This is a genomic window from Bacteroides muris (ex Fokt et al. 2023) (assembly GCF_024704895.1).
GTDB classification, from domain to species: domain Bacteria; phylum Bacteroidota; class Bacteroidia; order Bacteroidales; family Bacteroidaceae; genus Bacteroides; species Bacteroides muris.
In genome coordinates this window covers 1-17,155 of sequence record NZ_JAMZEE010000058.1, presented here as the reverse complement: position 1 = coordinate 17,155, position 17,155 = coordinate 1, and the positions used below count along the sequence as shown (strand labels likewise).

The window sequence follows — 17,155 nt, the reverse complement described above, 5'->3', positions numbered from 1 at the left end:
AAATTCGTTTCCAGCAAATCAAGGCAGCCCCCGTCCGCTTCCCCTTTCATCAGAATGTAGCGGTATTTCATATCGTTGTCCTGCAACTGCTGCATTCGTCCAGCCAAACGGACATTCAGGAACAAAGAAACGAAACAGACAACCAGCCCTGCCAAAAAAACAAAAAGTTTCGGATGTAACAAACCGCTTATCCTCCGGGACAACGATGCAGGTTCGGTTTCCGCTTTTTCAGTTGTGCGCTCCTTACGGTAAGAATCCAACGCATCCAGCATTTCTTTCAGACAACGGTAGGTAGCCGTTACAAATTTCCTCACTTCTCCGATGGATTGCTGCTGCTCCTGTTCCGCATTCCTTATGTCGGCAAGTTGGCTTTGGATAGCCTGCAATTCCTTTTCGGGAACAGCCGGGCTACTGTGGAGTTCCGATAATGCCTGCTCGATTGCTCCCAACCGTTCGAGAGTTTCCTCCCGGCTGGCTGGCGTTACCTGTGCTTCCTGCTTCCCTTTCAGTTCCGTAACCATAGAGAGAAGCCCCTCTAAAATCAAATAGTCTTCCATGTCTTTACAGTTTAAGTCGTTTTTTCTTCTTCTTTCTCAAATTAAAATTAGGTTCTTCATCCACTGGGGGAGAAGAAGCGGAAAACAGACCGAGCGAACCAGTTATCAACGGACTGTCAGCCTTGCCCGGTACAGGTGCTTGTTCCCGAACGGGCGCGAAAGTTATTTGCCGTTGGCTTCCGGCAACATTCATTCCTGCATACCCGAAACATTTGTCCAGTTTGGAAAAACTGAAACTCCGGTCTATCTCCGAACCCTTGAACGTGTATTCACCTTTGGAAAAGGATATGCCCTGTATCTCGTCGGTCTGTCCCTTTCGTTTGAACCGGACGGTAATACCCTTTTCTGCTAACCGCTCCTGTAACTGCTGCCAGTTACGGGATTTGCCGATTTCGTTCTTCACAGCCGTGTAAATCTCGTATTTCGACTTGTCCGGCTCTTTCAGTCGGTGCTGCTTTACCTGTTCTTTTCCACCAGCGAAATAAAGCCCGTGTTTGGCTTTCAGCTTCTTGCATACCTGTTCGTTACGGTACATATCGTTCCTGTCCGAAATGGTCTTGCCGTTATTGTCTATGCGGTTGAACACGATATGCACGTGCGGATGTTCCCGGTCTTGATGACGCACGATGATATACTGCGTATTGGTGATTTTCATTTCACGCATATACTCCTGCGCAAGCTGTACCATCTTCCCGTCTGTCAATTTGGGCGCATCCACTGTCGAATAACTTAACGCAATATGTCCGACAGGCTTCTTCAAATCGGGATTCATCCCGGTCTGCATACAGAAGCTGCGGATTATATCACCCCGGCTTTCAGTCAGAACCCCGTCCGCATGAAGCAAAACCGCCTGCTCCTTGCCGAGCACATAGTTCACACAGCCCTTAAAACCGCTTCCCTTTTTTATTTTTCCAATCATCCGACAAATGGTTTATGATTCCAATAATCCTATCTTTGAGCTTCACCAGTTCCACCGCCACCAGTGCGAAACCTCCGGCATTCGCCCGGTGCGCCAACTGGTTGATGTTGTTGGCTTCCCCTGCCAGTTTGCGGATGGTGTCCGCATCCTGCCTGTTCAGCCGGGGTATGACCTCTGCCGAAACAACCGCCTGCCTTACATACTCACTGACACGCAACCCGGCTTCCCCGGCTCGCTTCCTGATGGCGTAATACTGCAACTCGGTCAGTTTCGTACTGACAACCCGTTGCTGCTTCTCTATCCGTTTCTTTGCCGGACGTCCCCCCGGCTTGTCCTTTATACTCGTCATGGTTTTTTACGTTTGAATGGTGTCTTAAAAATTGCGACCAACGGGAGAAATTTTCTTTGCGGTGAGCAAAGCAAGGTAGTTTCGGTTTACCGAAACATAACCTTGCTCTCCAAATAAACCGCCAGCCGTTGATAGTCCTGCCGGATTAAATGCCCCTGCCTCTCTTTTGTCTTGGGGCGGCACGTTGTCCGGTTTCCTGCTTCGTTTCCTGCACTTGGCTGGCTTCGTTTTTCTGTTCCTGCTTCCTGCCGCACAGGTAATCGTTCAAGTCCGAATATCCCCTGTAATTGTGTGAGAAGTCACGTACACGGTAGGAGTATTCCAACTCGATATCCCGTGTCGCTTCATATCCAGCCTTGTCATTGTCAAGCATACAGTGGATGCGTTCATACAGGGACATCACGTCAAGGGCTTTCGAAACATTGGCGGTAGAGTTAAGAATGACATAATCCTGCCTGTCAAGGTCGGGCATGGTTGGACAGTTCCTCATGCGGAGCGTAAGGAAAGAGAGGTAGTCCATGAAACCCTCGAACACCAGACATTTCTCTCTCGGCTCTCCCTGCTGCCGTATATGGGTGATGTCTTTCGGGGCGATGCAGCCTTTGAAAAAAGAGTTGCGCACCTCATAACCTCCTGTCATGTTCGGGAAACCGATAGCGAAGAACGGTCTGCCGTTATTGGTAAAATGGAGTTCCTTACATTCTCTTTTTGCCAGTTCGACATTGATACCCCGTCCCTGCAAATAACGGAGCAATGCCGGATGGGTAAGGTCACGGACTTCCAAATGCAGGAAGCTCGGTTCTGTCCTACGCTGGGGAAAAGAAAAACTGACCGGACGGACGTGCGGTGTCTGTTCCGCTATCCGGTTTAAAAGGTATGGCAAGCTGTCTGAACAATAGAGTTCCTTTGCCAGTGCGATGATGTTGCCGCCCTTGCCTGCGCCAAAGTCATACCAAAGGTTGCGGTCAGTGTTCACCTTGAAAGACGGTTCGTGTTCCTCCCTTAACGGTGATTTGTACCATAAACCGTTACCCTGCTGCTTGACAGGAGAGTAACCTAAACTGTGCAGATAGTCTGCGATGGGTATTTGTTTCACATCTTCGATGTTCATAACATTTTCTTTTTGGGGATTAAAAAATAGTTGAAAAGTGCACCAGTCCTGTTTAGTCCGTTATATATACACCCGTACCATACTAAACCTGCCTGTTCCGATACTGGGAAATAGTAAGTCCGTTCCTCTTGTATATACACCCGGACTAAACCAAACTGACTTTTAATAATGGAAATCGGGATTATAGCGGTAGCCCTTGCCCTCTTTCACAATCATGCGCTTGTTCACAAGAAACTTGTTAAGCGACACAAGAACATTGCGTCCACGCTCGTAACCGATACTCGCATAACCCTGTTTCAATGCCGCTATGACATTGGAATAGCCTTGTACCACCTGCTTGCCGAAACCGTTCTCCAACGCTTCCCGGTGTTGCTGTTCAGTCAGTTCCGTAAGCGAAAAGTTCCTGTCCTGCTTAGGTTGTTGGAATACATAATCATCCACGATTTCGGGCAAAGCGTTGTCATTGATACGGAATGCGAACGGGTCAAATTCCCGGTCACGTATGTGCATCGCCTTTACCTCGCTTATGTTGCCGTCCTGCTGGCTTTTCGTGATTTGCAGGACGGTTTCAGCCTTGTTGTTCAGTTCCGTACCGATATGCCCCCTTGTGTTGTCATCCCCCTTGTTCAAATGCAGCACGGTGTGGATATGCAGGTTATACCCACTTGACCAGCGCATCAAAAGGTTGATTAGGTCGGTTGATTCGCTGGGGCTGTTGATGTCGTACATCAAGTCACGGATTCCGTCAATGATGAGCAACCCCACATCGGGCATATTTTCAAGCATATAGCCGATAATCTGTTTCCGCTTGTCGGGGGTCTGCTCTCTTAGCACGATGAAAACAAAATCGTCCCTGTCCTTGTCGGTAGGCAGTCCGGCAAGTCGCAAAATACGCTCCATGACCTTATGGCAATGGTATTTGCTCTGCTCGGTATCTACATAGAGGATTTTCCGTTTGTTCGGTGGCAGGTATGCCGAATACTTCAGTACCTCGTCATTCTTCAACGCTGCCGCAACAATGGCGGAAATATTGAATGTCTTTTTGCTCTTGGCTTTGCCTGTGGATGCGCTGAAATTACCCAGCGTGCCAATGGTAGAGCCGTTCACCCAGAGTATTTCGGGCGGCACTTCGTAAGTGTCCGTCACCTTTAAATGAATGGTTTTCCAAAGGGCTGCGAAATCCTCTTTCTGCATGGTAACACCCTGCCCGGCTTCTTCTTTCCTCTTATTTTCCATAGTTACGGATTTTCCGGTTTGCGCTCTTGGCGATGGCGAGTGCCGCCTCGTCCTTGTCGTTCACCCTTTTTGCAAGGTTTTCCGCCCACGTGAGAAGCTCTTTCCGTGAGAAAAGCAATTTGTTCCCGTATTTGCGGAACGGCACTTCCTTTTTTGCGGTCAGCTTGTAGAGCCGTGCCTTTGAAATCAGAAAACCGTGTCGTTCCAGCACCTCTACCGCCACATCGGGCGTGAGGTTGTCGGGTTCGTTCCTCGGCTGGGTGAATCCTGCCAATGACTGGGAAACGGTTTCGCTCACGATAGCCCGGAGTTCTTCGGGCGTTGTCAGAATAATGTTCGTCATATTTTCTTCCTTTTTTAGTTATTACTTGGCTACCGTCATAGCCGTTGCAACCGGTTGATGCCGCAAAGGAAGAATAAAAGAAACCGATTATTCAATTGCTAATCACTTGACACAGACCGGACAACTTGGGACAATGCAGGACATCCGGCAAGATTGGAGCGGGATAAAAAAAGGGACAAACGATGTATTGGTGATTTTGTCCTTCCAACACACCGTTTGTCCTATGTATGTTAAGTGATTATGCGAATGCCGCTATTTCACATCCTTTAACCTTTCAAGTTGGGAAACGACTTCTTTTATTACGAAATATTTGTTTCCCGACAGCCCTATGTCCGAACGGGATATGAAACCGAGTTCCTCCCACCGGGCTACGGTCTGCCTGCTCACGCCCGCCATTTTCGCCAATGTCTTTTGGTCTATCAGTTCCCTGCCCTCGAATACGGGGTACTTGTATTTACGGGTGGCATGGCTGAACCTTATTTTCTCTATCGCCTTGTCCACGTCTTTAACAGTAGGGGGAATATATGATTTCACTTGCAGTACGGCTTCTTCTATTTCGTAGCCTGCGTATTCGGGATTCTGCGCCAGTTCCCCGTAAATGGCACTGAAACATTCAAGGTGTCTAATCTTCACCGTCTTGGTTTTCTTGTTCGGCATGGCTCAATCGAATTTGGTTAATAACTGCGCATTCCTTATCCGCTCCTCCTGCTCGAAACTGGCGAGGTAGTTCTCCGTGATGGCAAGGCTTGAATGCCCCAAACTCTCGGATATGTAAGCGATGTTCGTTCCGCTGCGTTTTAAGACAGTCGCATAGGAATGCCGGGCGGAATAGGTCGTGAAACGTGGGACACCGACAGCTTGGGCTATTTTAGCCAAAGCGATGTTGCAACGGTGCGTTACCCGTCTGACAATATTGGAAATGACAAATTCGTCCTCCGTTTCTCTGGCGTACTTGAACAGGAAAGTATCGGGTTTCCCATCGTCAGGGTTTCCCCACCGTTTTATAATATCCCGCATTTCGGGAGTGAGTACCGCCCTTATTTCCCGTATATGGTTGGACGTGTGCGATGTCTTGGAGCGTACAAAGCAGATTTCACCGTCCACGATGTTCCCATACCGCAAGAAAAGCATATCCCTGAAATTGATACCGTTGCACAGGTAGGAGAAAAACCAAAAATCCCGGTACTTCTCAACGGTCTTGCTGCCCTTGTATGTCACGACTTTTTTTATCTGTTCCATCGTCAAGGCTAACTTTCGGCTGTTGCCGCTCGGAATCTCGTACTTCCCCCTGCCGAACGGGTATTGGGCTTCTCTTAAAATCCCGTTGCGTCTTGCGTCATTCACCACGCATTTAAGGGCTTTCATATAGAAATTTATGGTGGTGACGGTCTTGCCCTCGTTCCGCAGGAACTTGTCAAGGCGTGACAGCCAGTCCGCAGAAACCGCAGAGAACGGTACGCTACCGCCTGCGAACCGTTCTATGCTTTTCAACGTGCTGCGGTAGTTATAATAGGAATTTACCTGCCCGTTGAGTTTGAATGCGTCTATTTTCCCCTGTATGGCTGTGTTAAGGGTTGTACCCGTACACCTGCCCAACCTCATGCTGAGCGCATCGAAACAGAAGTCCCCACGTTCCGCAAGGGCTTCCACTTGGCTTTTTATGATGGAGAAACTGTTTTCCACGCTTGCCCGTATCTCAATCAGTCTGCGGCTCTTGCTTTCGGCAAGGATTTCCCAGTCCTCTTTGGACAATTCCTTTCCGGTGGAATAATATTTCTGCTTGCGGTTGTGTATCACTTGTATCTTGACAGGGAACAGACCGCTTTTCTTCGCCCTACGTGCATCCAGTACCGATAGTACGGATATGCCATCTTTTGAATACTTGAACATAGGCTGCCTTGTTTATTGTTATACGTCTATTTTGTACATACGATTTGCATACAAAAATAGAGATTATCGGAAAAAACAGCAAATCAAAAGCCAAATCATTTTCCTAATAATCTCTAAATATCAGTTATTTATATACAAATTCAAACAATATAAAAATGGTAAAAATATAGGGTATTATTACGGTTGGTGGTGATGCCTTTCTTCATGGGCAGGTCTGAAATGTCGATGTGCAGCGGGCGACCGCTTACCCTGTCCACCATTTTGATACCGAACGGGGAAAGCGAACTCTTGTAGTTCGTTTCTTCCACGAACAGGCAGAGAGCCTGCCCCAAGAACGTGTAGAAACTTTCCTCTGCCGGGAAATCGGCTTCGTTGCCGGGTATGCCCGCCCAAAAGAGCGTGGGCGTGTCGGTGGTGTTGTGCCGGGGTTTGCACTCCATTAGCGCAAGCTGGCTTCCCACATCGTTGCGTATGCGTTTGAGTTCGTCCCTGTCGTCACTCCATGCCATGACGTTGCAGTGGCAGCGCACCGAGATAAGCCCCCTGCTGTGGGCTTCGTTCAGGTACTCGTCTATCCACTCCTTGTTCACTTGGTTGGCACGGGAATAGCGGGAGAGCGATTGCATATTCCGGGCGGTCTGCTCGAAGTTCTTCAGGTTTTCGGCGTGGTCGTCTATGAAGATGAACTGGTTATAGATGTGGTTACACGACAACAGCACGCCCACCGGGGCGGCAAAACTTAACCTGCAATCGCTTCTGTCAGTGGACAGCTTCTCAAATCGGCAGTCCGTCCCGACCTTTCCGGGCAAATCTTCCACGTCCGAAAGCGTGTGCAGGCACAGAATATCGTCCCCGACACGCATTTCTTCCGGGTACAGCCCGATGTCTTTCAGGCAAGTAGTGTCGGTTTGCGAGAGCGAGAAGTATTTCTCGATGATGCCAGCCTTTCCGTCCTGCCCGGTGATTTCCGATGCCGCCAGCCGGGTAAGGGTGACAAACCCGCTGTCGTTCATAATCCTTTCAAACTGCCCGACCGCTTCGATGAACTTTGCCGCCGCTTCCTTGTCGGCTATCTCCTGCGGTACAATCCTGCCCCGGCAGAGAGTGGAGAAGTCGCTTTGTCGGCGGCTTCTCTCCCTTGTCGTTTTCGTCAGGAACAGGTAGCAGTAATGGTTCAGGAACGGGCGTTCATTGAAGTGCCGTTCAAAACTCCGGGACAGGAAACTAAGCTCGTCCCTTTCCGTGTCGGGCTGGTAGTTCTCCTTGATGAAGAAGTCCTGCTTGTGTACTATGGAGTAGTCGGGCAGCACCTTGATTGCCTTGTACCACGCCGAATGTATGGCTTCGTACTCGGCACTGGTGACGGTGAACAGTTCGGGCAGTTCCACCCTGAAAGCCACTGTTATGTCTGCATCCTTTGAAATGATGCAGCCGTTCTCCACCGCCAAAAGTGGAAATTTCCTTTCCAGCGTGGTAGCCTTTAATGTATTCCTCATGTTCTTTCTTCCTTTCTTCTTTTGTAGTTGAACAGCCGGGGTATCGTCTTTCGGCTGATAATGAAGCGTGGGTGTCTTTTGCGTGCGGCTGCTTTCATCAGCCCGTGCGTGCCGTACCGTGCGTTGAGCCGGAACGTCTGCCACACGAGCAGCAGCGAAGCCGACACGATGAAACCGATACATAGCCACTGGTTCACGCCTGCCATGAACAGGACGATGAACACCACGAACACGGCAAGCAAGCCGCCGCAAAAGATAAAGAGGTACTGGCTTTTCAGCCCCTTGAACTCCACCGGCTTCCCGATACCCCTGTTTACCGGATATTCAGACATAGCCGCCGTTTTAGAGGAAGAACGACCGCAGGATAGTGGCGGCGACAATCAGGAAGATGCACGCCCCGAACCAACTGGCGGCGGTCTTTGAGGTGTCGGGGTCGCCGCTCGAAAATTTGTTATATACTTTTACCCCGCCAATCAAGCCGCAGACCGCCCCGATTGCGTACACCAGTTTTGTTCCGGGGTCGAAATACCCGGTGATTAGGTTCGTGGCTTCGGTGATGCCCGCTTGCCCGTTGCCCTGTGCGTAGGCACTTACCGCAGCGGCAAGGATAGCCGCCGACAAAAAGATTTTCTTTCTCATTGTGATTTGTTTTTAATGCCGGGCGGCGGGTGGGAAGTCCGCCTTTCCCGGCTGGTGAATAATTTGAAATTTTAGTGGTCGGGGATAGTCCCGTTTGTCTGTTTGGTTTTCAGGTTGCCAATCAACCGTAGTCACGTTGCTTCATATTGTTACACGTTATTATATTATAGGAAATCGTTCATGTCGAACGCTTCGTGTTCCTTGCTTGTATTGCCAGCTTCGGCAGGGACAGCAGCCGTAGCCAGTTCCGCTTCGTTGCGTCCCAGCAGTTCCGCCACCTTTGCCAGCCCGCCGTTGATGTTCTCCACCACCGCATCGTAGAGGTTCGTCCCCTCAATGCTTGCCAGTGTCCCGGCTGCTTGCCGTTTCTCCGTTTCGGTGGGGTTGTCGGCGTTCGCCGTGCGTACCGCTTCGCCCAGTTCGTCAAAGCTCACGCCCGTAGCCCGCCCGGTATCATCGTCACCGTCCATGTATCCGGCTATTTCCTCGTCCTCGTAGTCGGGTTCGTCATTCTCGTAACCGGGCGTTTCTTCCGCTTCGGGTGCTGCTTCCGAAATGTTTTCTTCCGGCAGTCCGTCAGCCTGCGGCGCAAAAATAGTATCATTTTCAGCCGCTTGCGGGAGGTGTCCCGATTTGTCCTGCGCTGTCCCGATTAGTCCACCCTTGTATCGGCTTTCACCTATCAGCGTGTAGCCTGAAACCCCGTTTCGTGGAAGCGGCGCATCATCCGTTCTGCCCGGTGATGTCCGGCTGTCCGTGTAGCGATACCACAGCCACAGGGCGATGTAGTACACCAAAAGCCCGGTTAATATGCAATAGGCTACCATAGCTAAAAGGGCTTTTGGAAGTTGCTTTCGTACAGTGTGTTTATCTCGTCTTGGTACTGCTCGAAGTGGCGCAGCAGAATGTTTTCCACGTAGCTGCTTACCGTTACCTTGCGCCCGCCTATCACCGTCACGATACGCATCAGCTTCTCGTGCGTGGAACGGCTCACGTACAAGGGCTGTCGGTCTGCCAGTTCCACTTTCTGAAAATAGGTTTCCCGGTAGTCGCCCGAACCGCCCTTGCGCTTGCGGGGTGTCGGTTTCTCTACTTGCACCGTTTCTGTTTGTGTTTCTTGCGGTACATCATTCGTCTTATTATTATCTTGTTTACTGGGGACACCTTGCGAGATAAGTTCTTTCATGAAATCCTCGTCTATCTTCGGCATCCCGCCGCTTTGCTTTGCCATATCATTTTAATTTGATGTAGTACGTTATTTCGGTTATCAGTTCTTCCAAGTTGCTTCCCCTCACCAGCGGGCGGCTGGCGGGAAAGAGCGTGGAGCGGAACACCGCCTTTTTATCCGCCACCAGTTCCTTCTTGTAGCGTTTGGTATCGGGGATAAAGGTTTTCATCAGCGGCAGTTCCAGTTCCTTAATCGTCTTGTCGTAGGCGGTGTAAAGGTCTGTTTTCTCCCGCCCGTCCACCATGTTCCAAAAGAGGTACAGCCCGGCAAGTCGGCAGGCTTCATTCCTCACCAGTAGCTTTTGGATAGCCATTGCGAACGACAGGCTGCTTTCCAGCACCACCTTGTCGGCTGAAATGGGGGTGAAGATGTAGTCCATGCCCGCAAGGGAGTTTATCACGCCCTCGCTGTTTACCGTGCCGGGCAGGTCGAAAAACACAATATCCGACACGTGTCCGGCGGCTATATGTTCGTCAGCCGTTGCAATCGCCTTTTCGGGCGAACTGCACAGTACCGGGTAGGCTTTCTTCCCCAGCCGGGTAAACTGTTCATACGCCATTCGCTTGTAATCTTCATCCGCCCCGACCTGCTCGGCATCCCGCTTTCGCATCCCGGCAATGGAGTGTTGCGGGTAGTCGCAATCGACCACCGCCACATCGTAGCCTTTGAGGTAGTAGAGGTAACTCGCCGCCAGCACGGTAAAGGTTGTTTTGCCGACCCCGCCCTTTTGGGTGGAAAAGGCGACATAAAGGGGTGTTTTCTCGTTTTCCATATTGCTTTCGTTCATTATTGGTTGATTTATTTATTGCTTTCAATCATTCATTCTTTCCATGTTGCAATCTTGAAATATTGAAAGACTGTTTTATTTCAATCTTGTTTTCCTGCTTTCATTCTTTCTTGAAAGATTGAAATCCTGCAATCACGTTTTCTTGAAATCCTGCTTTCTATCCTGCTTTCTTGCTTGAAATATGGCTTTCAACCTTGAAATCTTCTGCAAATAAAAGGAGAAAAAACGTTCGTTTTTAGATGTGTCCCGATTTGTCCTGCGCTGTCCCGATTTGTCCACCAACCGCCTATTTTACAGCATTATAAATCACCGTTACTTTGCAGCGGAGTAACGAACCGCAGGGGGCATAGGGGTAAAACCGGGCTGGTGAACGGCTGGGCTTACTGTTCCACGCTAACCCCAATCCGTCCGGGACGGATTTCGATTTTCGTCAGAAAATTCCGATTAAGCGAGAGCAAAGCGAGCTTGCTTGTTTTGCCGAGCGTGAGGAATTTATGCAAAATAGCAAGGTGTGTTTTGTAGCATACAAAACCGTTTTCCGTGCCTGAAAACGCCTTGCCCCTTGCGGGGGTAAAAATCACTCCGAAGTCGTAATTTTTTAATCCAAAGAAGCATGGAAACAAGAAGAACCAACAAGGGCGGTCGCCCCGCCCTCGCAGACCCGGCGAAGCATCGCCATGTCCTTTACCTGAACGACCGGGAGAACGCCCGCTTCCTCTCGCAGTGGGAGCAGTCGGGCGTCACGAGCAAGTCCCGTTTCATCGCCGCCTGGCTGTTCGGCGAGCCGTTCCGGGTGGTGAAAGTGGACAAGTCGGCGGTCGAGTATTGCGCCCGGCTGACCGAATTTTACGCCCAGTTTCGGGCGGTAGCGGTCAATTACAACCAAGTTGTAAAGGCGTTGCATAGCAATTTTTCGGAGAAAAAGGCACTGGCTTTTCTCTATAAACTGGAGAAAGCGACCACCGAACTGGCTGTGTTGAACCGTCAGGTTATCGACCTGACAAACGAGTGCAAGAAACTATGGTTGCCAAAATAAGCACTGGCGGCAATATGTTCGGCGCACTGGCGTACAACCAAAACAAGGTGGACAGCGAGGAAGCAAAGGTGCTTTTTTCCAACCGGATGCTGTTAAGCGAGGACGGGAATTTCTCTATCGGCGAGTGTATGCGCAGCTTTGAAATGCAGATGCCCGTCCAGCTATCCACCAAGAAGCCGATACTTCATATTTCCATAAACCCGCACCCGGAAGACGTGCTGACCGACCAGCAGCTTTCCGACATCGCACGGGAGTATATGTGGAAGTTGGGCTATGGCGACCAGCCTTATTTGGTGTACAAGCATACCGACATCGACCGCCACCATATCCATATCGTGGGCTTGCGAGTGGACGAGAACGGCAGACCGCTGAATGACAGGTTCGAGCATCGGCGCAGCAAGCAAATCACCCGTGAACTGGAGAAGAAATACAACCTGCACCCGGCAGAGCGAAAGGAGCGTGCCGAACGCCCGGAACTTAAAAAGGTGGATTATGCAGCTGGGGACGTGAAGCACCAAATCGGCAATACCGTGAAAGCGGCTTGTTACGGCTACCGCTTCCAGTCGTTCGGGGAGTACAAGGCTTTGCTTGCCGCTTACAACGTGTGCGCCGAGGAAGTCAAAGGCGAGATAAACGGCAAGCCCTATCAGGGCATTGTCTATTCCGCCATGAACGACAAGGGCGAAAAGGCGGGCAACCCGGTAAAGGCTTCCCGCATCGGCAAGTCGGTGGGTTATGAAGCGGTGCAGCGCAGAATGGAGAAATCGGGCGAGCTAATTAAGAACGGGAAACTGAAAGAGCGCACACGGAAGATTGTCGCCACTGCCATGCAGACCACCCGCAGCCGCAAGGAACTGGAACAGCAGCTAAAGAAGCAGGGCATTGACGTGGTATTCCGTCAGAACGACAGCGGGCGCATCTATGGCGTTACGTTCATCGACCACGACAGCCGGGTGGTGCTGAACGGTTCACGCTTGGGCAAGGAGTATTCGGCGAACGTGTTCAACGAACGCTTTTCGGGCGAAACCGGAAAGATGCACCAGCCCGAAGTGTCAGCACCGCAGCAAGACCAATCCACGCATCAGGAACAGCCGGGCTTTACGCCGAAATCCGATATCATTCCGGGTGTGGCTTCCGTGCTGGGAGCTTTCGGCGGTTTGCTGGGCGGCGGTGCGTCAGGCGGTGACGAGCCGCAAGACACCGCCCGCCAAAAGAGAAAGAAGAAAAAGAAGCGCACAAGGCGCATCGACTAACTTAAAAAACATTACAATCATGCAACAGGAAGATGATTTGAGAGGGCTTGCACGGGTCATGGACTTTATGCGGGCTGTCAGTATTCTATTCGTAGGAATAAACGTGTACTGGTTCTGTTACTCCACCCTAAAAGAATGGGGAGTGACCTTTGAAGTGATAGACAAGATACTGTGGAACTTCCAGCGCACCACCGGGCTGTTCTCGTCCGTCCTTTGGACGAAACTTTTTGCGGTGGTGTTCCTCGCCCTGTCGTGTATCGGCACTAAGGGCGTGAAAGAGGAAAAGATAACGTGGACGAAGATACATTGCAGCCTTGCGGTAGGAGTAACTTTGTTCTTCCTGAACTGGTGGCTGCTGGAACTTCCCCTGCCACACACGGCAGGTACGGTGTTTTACATCACCACGCTGTCGGCGGGTTACGTCTGTATGCTCATGGCGGGTACGTGGATGTCCCGCCTGTTGAAGAACAACCTTATGGATGATGTCTTTAATATGGAGAACGAAAGTTTCCAACAGGAAACCCGCTTGATTGAAAACGAATACTCCGTAAATTTGCCTACTCGATTTTATTATAACAAGAAGTGGAATAAAGGTTGGATAAATGTTGTAAACCCGTTCCGTGCCAGTCTTGTATTGGGAACGCCGGGCAGTGGCAAGTCGTATGCGGTGGTAAATAATTACATAAAACAGCAAATCGAGAAAGGTTTTGCACTCTATTGTTATGATTACAAATTCGTGTGACGTGGAAAGTTACGCCAGTAGCTGTCTGTCAATCGTTCATCGATAGAGCAGACCTATTGTTTCACCAATAGTAGCCTACGAGCAGGTGCGCTTATACAAGGGTATCAAGCTGCTCGGACAAGGTAGCCCTCCCGAAAGGGTAAGAATGAACCGTGAGGGAAATTCAAAGGTCGCAAGCATTATGCGGCTGGGGAGCTTGGCTCGGAAGGTATGGTCAACGTAAGTGAATTGCTAATAAACGTCGTTAAGTCAAACAAGCCTACTAATGCTATCAGGCTTGAACCAAAAGGTAAAATGGCTGGTTGTCCCTGTGAATTTTGGGGGCACGTGAACAATAGAGCCATCGGCGAAGAGGCAAGACCTAACCCATTCCCGGTACTGGTGTAAAACACGGTAAGCCCATATATCTCCCGTAAGGGTAGGAGAACCGCAAGGTAATCTGACGGATATGTGGGTAAAGGAGAACCGGAGAAAGCGAATGCCATCCCGTAATCGGGTGGATAGGGATTGAGCCGAAACCATGAATTGTTTTTGACAACATTATCCTACGTGAAAGCGGGCAGACTTCCGGTATGGTGACGTTTTACAAGATAACTTTTAGAACTTATGAAAGAAGAAAAGCAAATGTACGAAAACAAAAAATCGTGTGCGTCTTCTGACTGCAATGGTCGGACTTGGGAAAGCATAGACTGGAACAAGTGCGAGCAGGCAGTCAATAAGCTGCAAGCGCGTATTGTAAAAGCTCAGAAAGCAGGTAAGTTCGGCAAGGTAAAAGCCTTGCAATGGACACTTACCCACTCGTTTTATGCCAAAGCATTGGCGGTCAAGCGAGTTACTTCCAATAATGGAAAGAAGACTTCAGGGGTTGATAAAATTCTTTGGTCAACTCCGCAATCGAAGTTCAAAGCCATTGTGACACTAAGAAGAAGAGGCTACAAGCCCCAACCGTTAAAAAGAGTAAATATCAAGAAAAGTAACGGCAAACTTCGCCCGTTGGGAATACCGACAATGAAAGACAGAGCCATGCAAGCACTTTATCTGATGGCATTGGAACCAGTGTCTGAAACTACAGCAGACAACTATTCCTTTGGTTTCAGGAAAGACCGCAGCACGGCAGACGCTATGGCTCGATGCCATTCGCTTCTGTCCAAGAAAACATCCGCCCAATGGATATTGGAGGGAGATATTAAAGGTTGTTTCGACCATATAAGCCATAAATGGTTGATGAAGAATATCCCTATGGATAAATCCATATTACAAAAATGGCTAAAATGTGGGTACGTATATAACAGAGAACTTTTCCCGACAGAAGAAGGTACACCGCAAGGAGGTATCATATCACCGACACTTGCCAATATGACGCTTGACGGTTTACAGAACCTATTGGAAACCCATTTCCCGTGGGAACGGGTATCAGGAAAATCAGGATGGTACTGCCCGAAAGTCAGATTGGTGCGTTATGCAGACGACTTCATTATAACAGGTGATACTAAAGAAATATTGGAACATAGTGTAAAACCTTTGGTAGCTGATTTCCTCGCAGAAAGAGGACTGACACTGTCAGAAGAGAAAACTAAGATTACACATATAACGGATGGTTTCGATTTTCTTGGTTTCAATGTACGGAAATTTGGAGATGCCCTGCTGACACAACCCTCTAAAGATAGGACAAAACGAATGCTGAGCAAAATCAAAGATGAAATCAAACGATTCCGTGGCGATGCTCAACATGAGCTGATTATGCGATTGAACCCGATACTTAACGGATGGGCAAACTATTACAAACATAGTGCAGCCTCAAATGTCTTTCGTAAGACAGATTATCAAATCTATAAGAAGTTATGGCGGTGGGCACTCCGCAGGCATGGTAACAAATGCAAAGGGTGGGTTAAGAACCGCTATTTCCATAGTATTGATGGTCGTGACTGGGTATTTGCAGTCAAAAGGAAGAACGAAAAGCATGAGGAATATTTTATTCCAATCACTATTCTGTTCAATACGAAGATTGAAAGATACCCCCAACTGAAATGTGATGTCAATCCTTTTGACCCTGAATGGAAGCAATACCTTGAAAAAAGGAGAACTGCCAAAATGAAAATGAGTTTGAAAGGTAAGAGGTCACTTATCTCAATGTGGGAAAGACAAAATCGAAACTGCGTGTTATGCGGACAGCCGATAACAGCAGAAACCTCATGGCACACCATGAGCCAGCAGAAGAATGGCAGAAACCACCTCTGTTTAGTTCATGATGGTTGTTATCAAAGTGTTACACATAAAAAGAAGAAGTAAATATGAGCGTATTTCTATTTGAAAAGGAATATTGTTTGCTTGAGCCGTGTGAGGGGAAACTTTCACGCACGGTTCTTAGGGGGGAAAGCACCCGTAAGGGTGCTGACCTACCCGACCCTGACCTTTCGGAAATCGCTTATAATCACCTACTTACACACTTGGACAGTTACAAGGTAAAGCCTAAGTTTTACGTTATCAACTTTGACAACCCCCGCAAGAGCCACCGATGCAACCCGATAAACGCCAGCTTCATGTCGGACATTGCGGATGCCTATGAAGCCAGCTATACGATAATGCTCAACTTAAATCGCAGTTGGATAAGCAAGCAGGGCGACTTCTTCGTGGAAAGCCCGATTATTCTTTTGGCGGCTATAATTTGGTATCTCCGTATCTATCAAGGCGGTAAGTATTGTACTTTCCCCCATGCCATAGAACTGTTGAACAAGAAATACGCCGATGTATTCACGATTTTGCGCAGCTACCCCGAACTGGAAAATTATCTTTCTCCGTTCGTAGATGCTTGGGAATCAGATGTCCAAGAGCAGTTGCAGGGGCAGATAGCCAGTGCGAAAATCCCGCTTTCAAGGATGATTTCACCCGCTCTTTACTGGGTAATGACAGGCGATGATTTTTCACTCGACATCAACAACCCGAAAGAGCCTAAAATCTTGGTTGTCGGCAACAATCCCGACCGCCAAAACATCTATTCGGCGGCACTGGGATTGTATAACAGTAGAATAGTGAAGCTGATAAACAAGAAAGGTCAGCTTAAAAGTTCGGTGATTATAGACGAGCTGCCAACGATTTATTTTCGTGGACTTGACAATTTGATTGCTACGGCACGAAGCAACAAGGTAGCGGTTCTGTTAGGCTTTCAGGATTACAGCCAGCTTACCCGTGATTACGGGGACAAGGAAAGCAAAGTAATACAAAATACGGTGGGTAACGTGTTCAGCGGTCAGGTGGTCGGTGAAACGGCGAAAATCCTTTCCGAGCGTTTCGGAAAGGTGTTGCAGAAACGACAGAGCATGACAATCAACCAGCGGGAGAAATCCACCTCGATAAGCACCCAAATGGACAGCCTGATACCCGCCAGCAAAATATCCAACCTCACGCAAGGTATGTTCGTGGGTGCTGTGGCGGACAATTTCGATGAACGGATAGAGCAGAAGATTTTCCACTGTGAAATCGTGGTGGACAATGAAAAGGTGAAGCGGGAAACCGCCCGTTACGTGAAGTTGCCACGGATAATCGACTTCACCGACAAGGACGGCAACGAC

16 protein-coding genes and 3 pseudogenes are annotated in these 17,155 nt (G+C 49.2%); 5 read left to right on the top strand and 14 right to left on the bottom strand.

Features of this window, described 5'->3' with window-relative positions; all coding sequences use genetic code 11:
• The 14 genes and pseudogenes from M1B78_RS16920 to M1B78_RS16855 form a co-directional block, all read right to left on the bottom strand.
• Positions 1–557 (bottom strand): DUF3450 domain-containing protein (locus tag M1B78_RS16920; protein ID WP_257941316.1); only part of this gene is annotated, 557 nt, incomplete at its 3' end.
• Between the two features lie 4 nt (positions 558–561).
• Entirely contained in the window at positions 562–1,476 is a 915-nt protein-coding gene (locus M1B78_RS16915) for a relaxase/mobilization nuclease domain-containing protein (protein ID WP_007656451.1), read from the bottom strand.
• Complete coding sequence (locus tag M1B78_RS16910; RefSeq protein WP_257941315.1) at positions 1,442–1,825, bottom strand: MobC family plasmid mobilization relaxosome protein; 384 nt, start codon at positions 1,823–1,825, stop codon at positions 1,442–1,444. Before M1B78_RS16910 ends, M1B78_RS16915 begins: the two co-directional genes overlap by 35 nt.
• Positions 1,826–1,970: 145 nt before the next feature.
• Positions 1,971–2,936 (bottom strand): toprim domain-containing protein, encoded by a 966-nt coding sequence (locus M1B78_RS16905; protein ID WP_257941314.1) that lies wholly within the window; start codon positions 2,934–2,936, stop codon positions 1,971–1,973.
• 162 nt (positions 2,937–3,098) lie between these two features.
• Positions 3,099–4,172, bottom strand: coding sequence for an AAA family ATPase (locus M1B78_RS16900; RefSeq protein ID WP_007656440.1), 1,074 nt, complete (start codon positions 4,170–4,172; stop codon positions 3,099–3,101).
• Entirely contained in the window at positions 4,162–4,515 is a 354-nt protein-coding gene (locus M1B78_RS16895; RefSeq protein ID WP_005856071.1) for a helix-turn-helix domain-containing protein, read from the bottom strand. Before M1B78_RS16895 ends, M1B78_RS16900 begins: the two co-directional genes overlap by 11 nt.
• A gap of 252 nt (positions 4,516–4,767) precedes the next feature.
• On the bottom strand, positions 4,768–5,172 hold the full coding sequence (locus tag M1B78_RS16890) for a MerR family transcriptional regulator (protein WP_102408426.1): 405 nt from the start codon (positions 5,170–5,172) through the stop codon (positions 4,768–4,770).
• A gap of 3 nt (positions 5,173–5,175) precedes the next feature.
• The gene (locus M1B78_RS16885) at positions 5,176–6,405 is read right to left on the bottom strand and encodes a site-specific integrase (RefSeq protein ID WP_117678389.1); all 1,230 of its coding nucleotides are present in this window, start codon (positions 6,403–6,405) and stop codon (positions 5,176–5,178) included.
• Between the two features lie 176 nt (positions 6,406–6,581).
• A pseudogene (locus M1B78_RS16880) lies at positions 6,582–7,901 on the bottom strand (TraG family conjugative transposon ATPase); the annotation flags it as partial.
• On the bottom strand, positions 7,898–8,233 hold the full coding sequence (locus M1B78_RS16875; protein WP_257941313.1) for a DUF4133 domain-containing protein: 336 nt from the start codon (positions 8,231–8,233) through the stop codon (positions 7,898–7,900). The gene M1B78_RS16875 and the pseudogene M1B78_RS16880, both read right to left, overlap by 4 nt.
• Positions 8,234–8,243: 10 nt before the next feature.
• Complete coding sequence (locus M1B78_RS16870; protein ID WP_004309970.1) at positions 8,244–8,540, bottom strand: DUF4134 domain-containing protein; 297 nt, start codon at positions 8,538–8,540, stop codon at positions 8,244–8,246.
• A 164-nt stretch (positions 8,541–8,704) separates the two neighbouring features.
• Positions 8,705–9,367: a hypothetical protein gene (locus M1B78_RS16865; protein ID WP_257941312.1), complete on the bottom strand. Its 663-nt coding sequence runs from the start codon at positions 9,365–9,367 to the stop codon at positions 8,705–8,707.
• A 2-nt stretch (positions 9,368–9,369) separates the two neighbouring features.
• Entirely contained in the window at positions 9,370–9,771 is a 402-nt protein-coding gene (locus M1B78_RS16860) for a DUF3408 domain-containing protein (RefSeq protein WP_117652878.1), read from the bottom strand.
• Between the two features lies 1 nt (position 9,772).
• Positions 9,773–10,555, bottom strand: a complete 783-nt coding sequence (locus tag M1B78_RS16855; protein ID WP_257941311.1) for a ParA family protein — start codon at positions 10,553–10,555, stop codon at positions 9,773–9,775.
• Positions 10,556–11,168: 613 nt separating this feature from the next.
• Here M1B78_RS16855 and mobA point away from each other — a divergent pair.
• The 5 genes and pseudogenes from mobA to M1B78_RS16830 form a co-directional block, all read left to right on the top strand.
• The gene (gene mobA, locus M1B78_RS16850) at positions 11,169–11,591 is read left to right on the top strand and encodes a conjugal transfer protein MobA (RefSeq protein ID WP_257941310.1); all 423 of its coding nucleotides are present in this window, start codon (positions 11,169–11,171) and stop codon (positions 11,589–11,591) included.
• Positions 11,576–12,844, top strand: a complete 1,269-nt coding sequence (locus tag M1B78_RS16845) for a relaxase/mobilization nuclease domain-containing protein (protein WP_257941309.1) — start codon at positions 11,576–11,578, stop codon at positions 12,842–12,844. The genes mobA and M1B78_RS16845 overlap by 16 nt, the downstream gene beginning before the upstream one ends.
• 19 nt (positions 12,845–12,863) lie before the next feature.
• A pseudogene (locus tag M1B78_RS16840) lies at positions 12,864–13,580 on the top strand (YWFCY domain-containing protein); the annotation flags it as partial.
• A 630-nt stretch (positions 13,581–14,210) separates the two neighbouring features.
• Positions 14,211–15,875, top strand: coding sequence for a group II intron reverse transcriptase/maturase (gene ltrA / locus M1B78_RS16835; RefSeq protein ID WP_257941317.1), 1,665 nt, complete (start codon positions 14,211–14,213; stop codon positions 15,873–15,875).
• Between the two features lie 104 nt (positions 15,876–15,979).
• Positions 15,980–17,155, top strand: a pseudogene (locus M1B78_RS16830) (TraM recognition domain-containing protein); the annotation flags it as partial.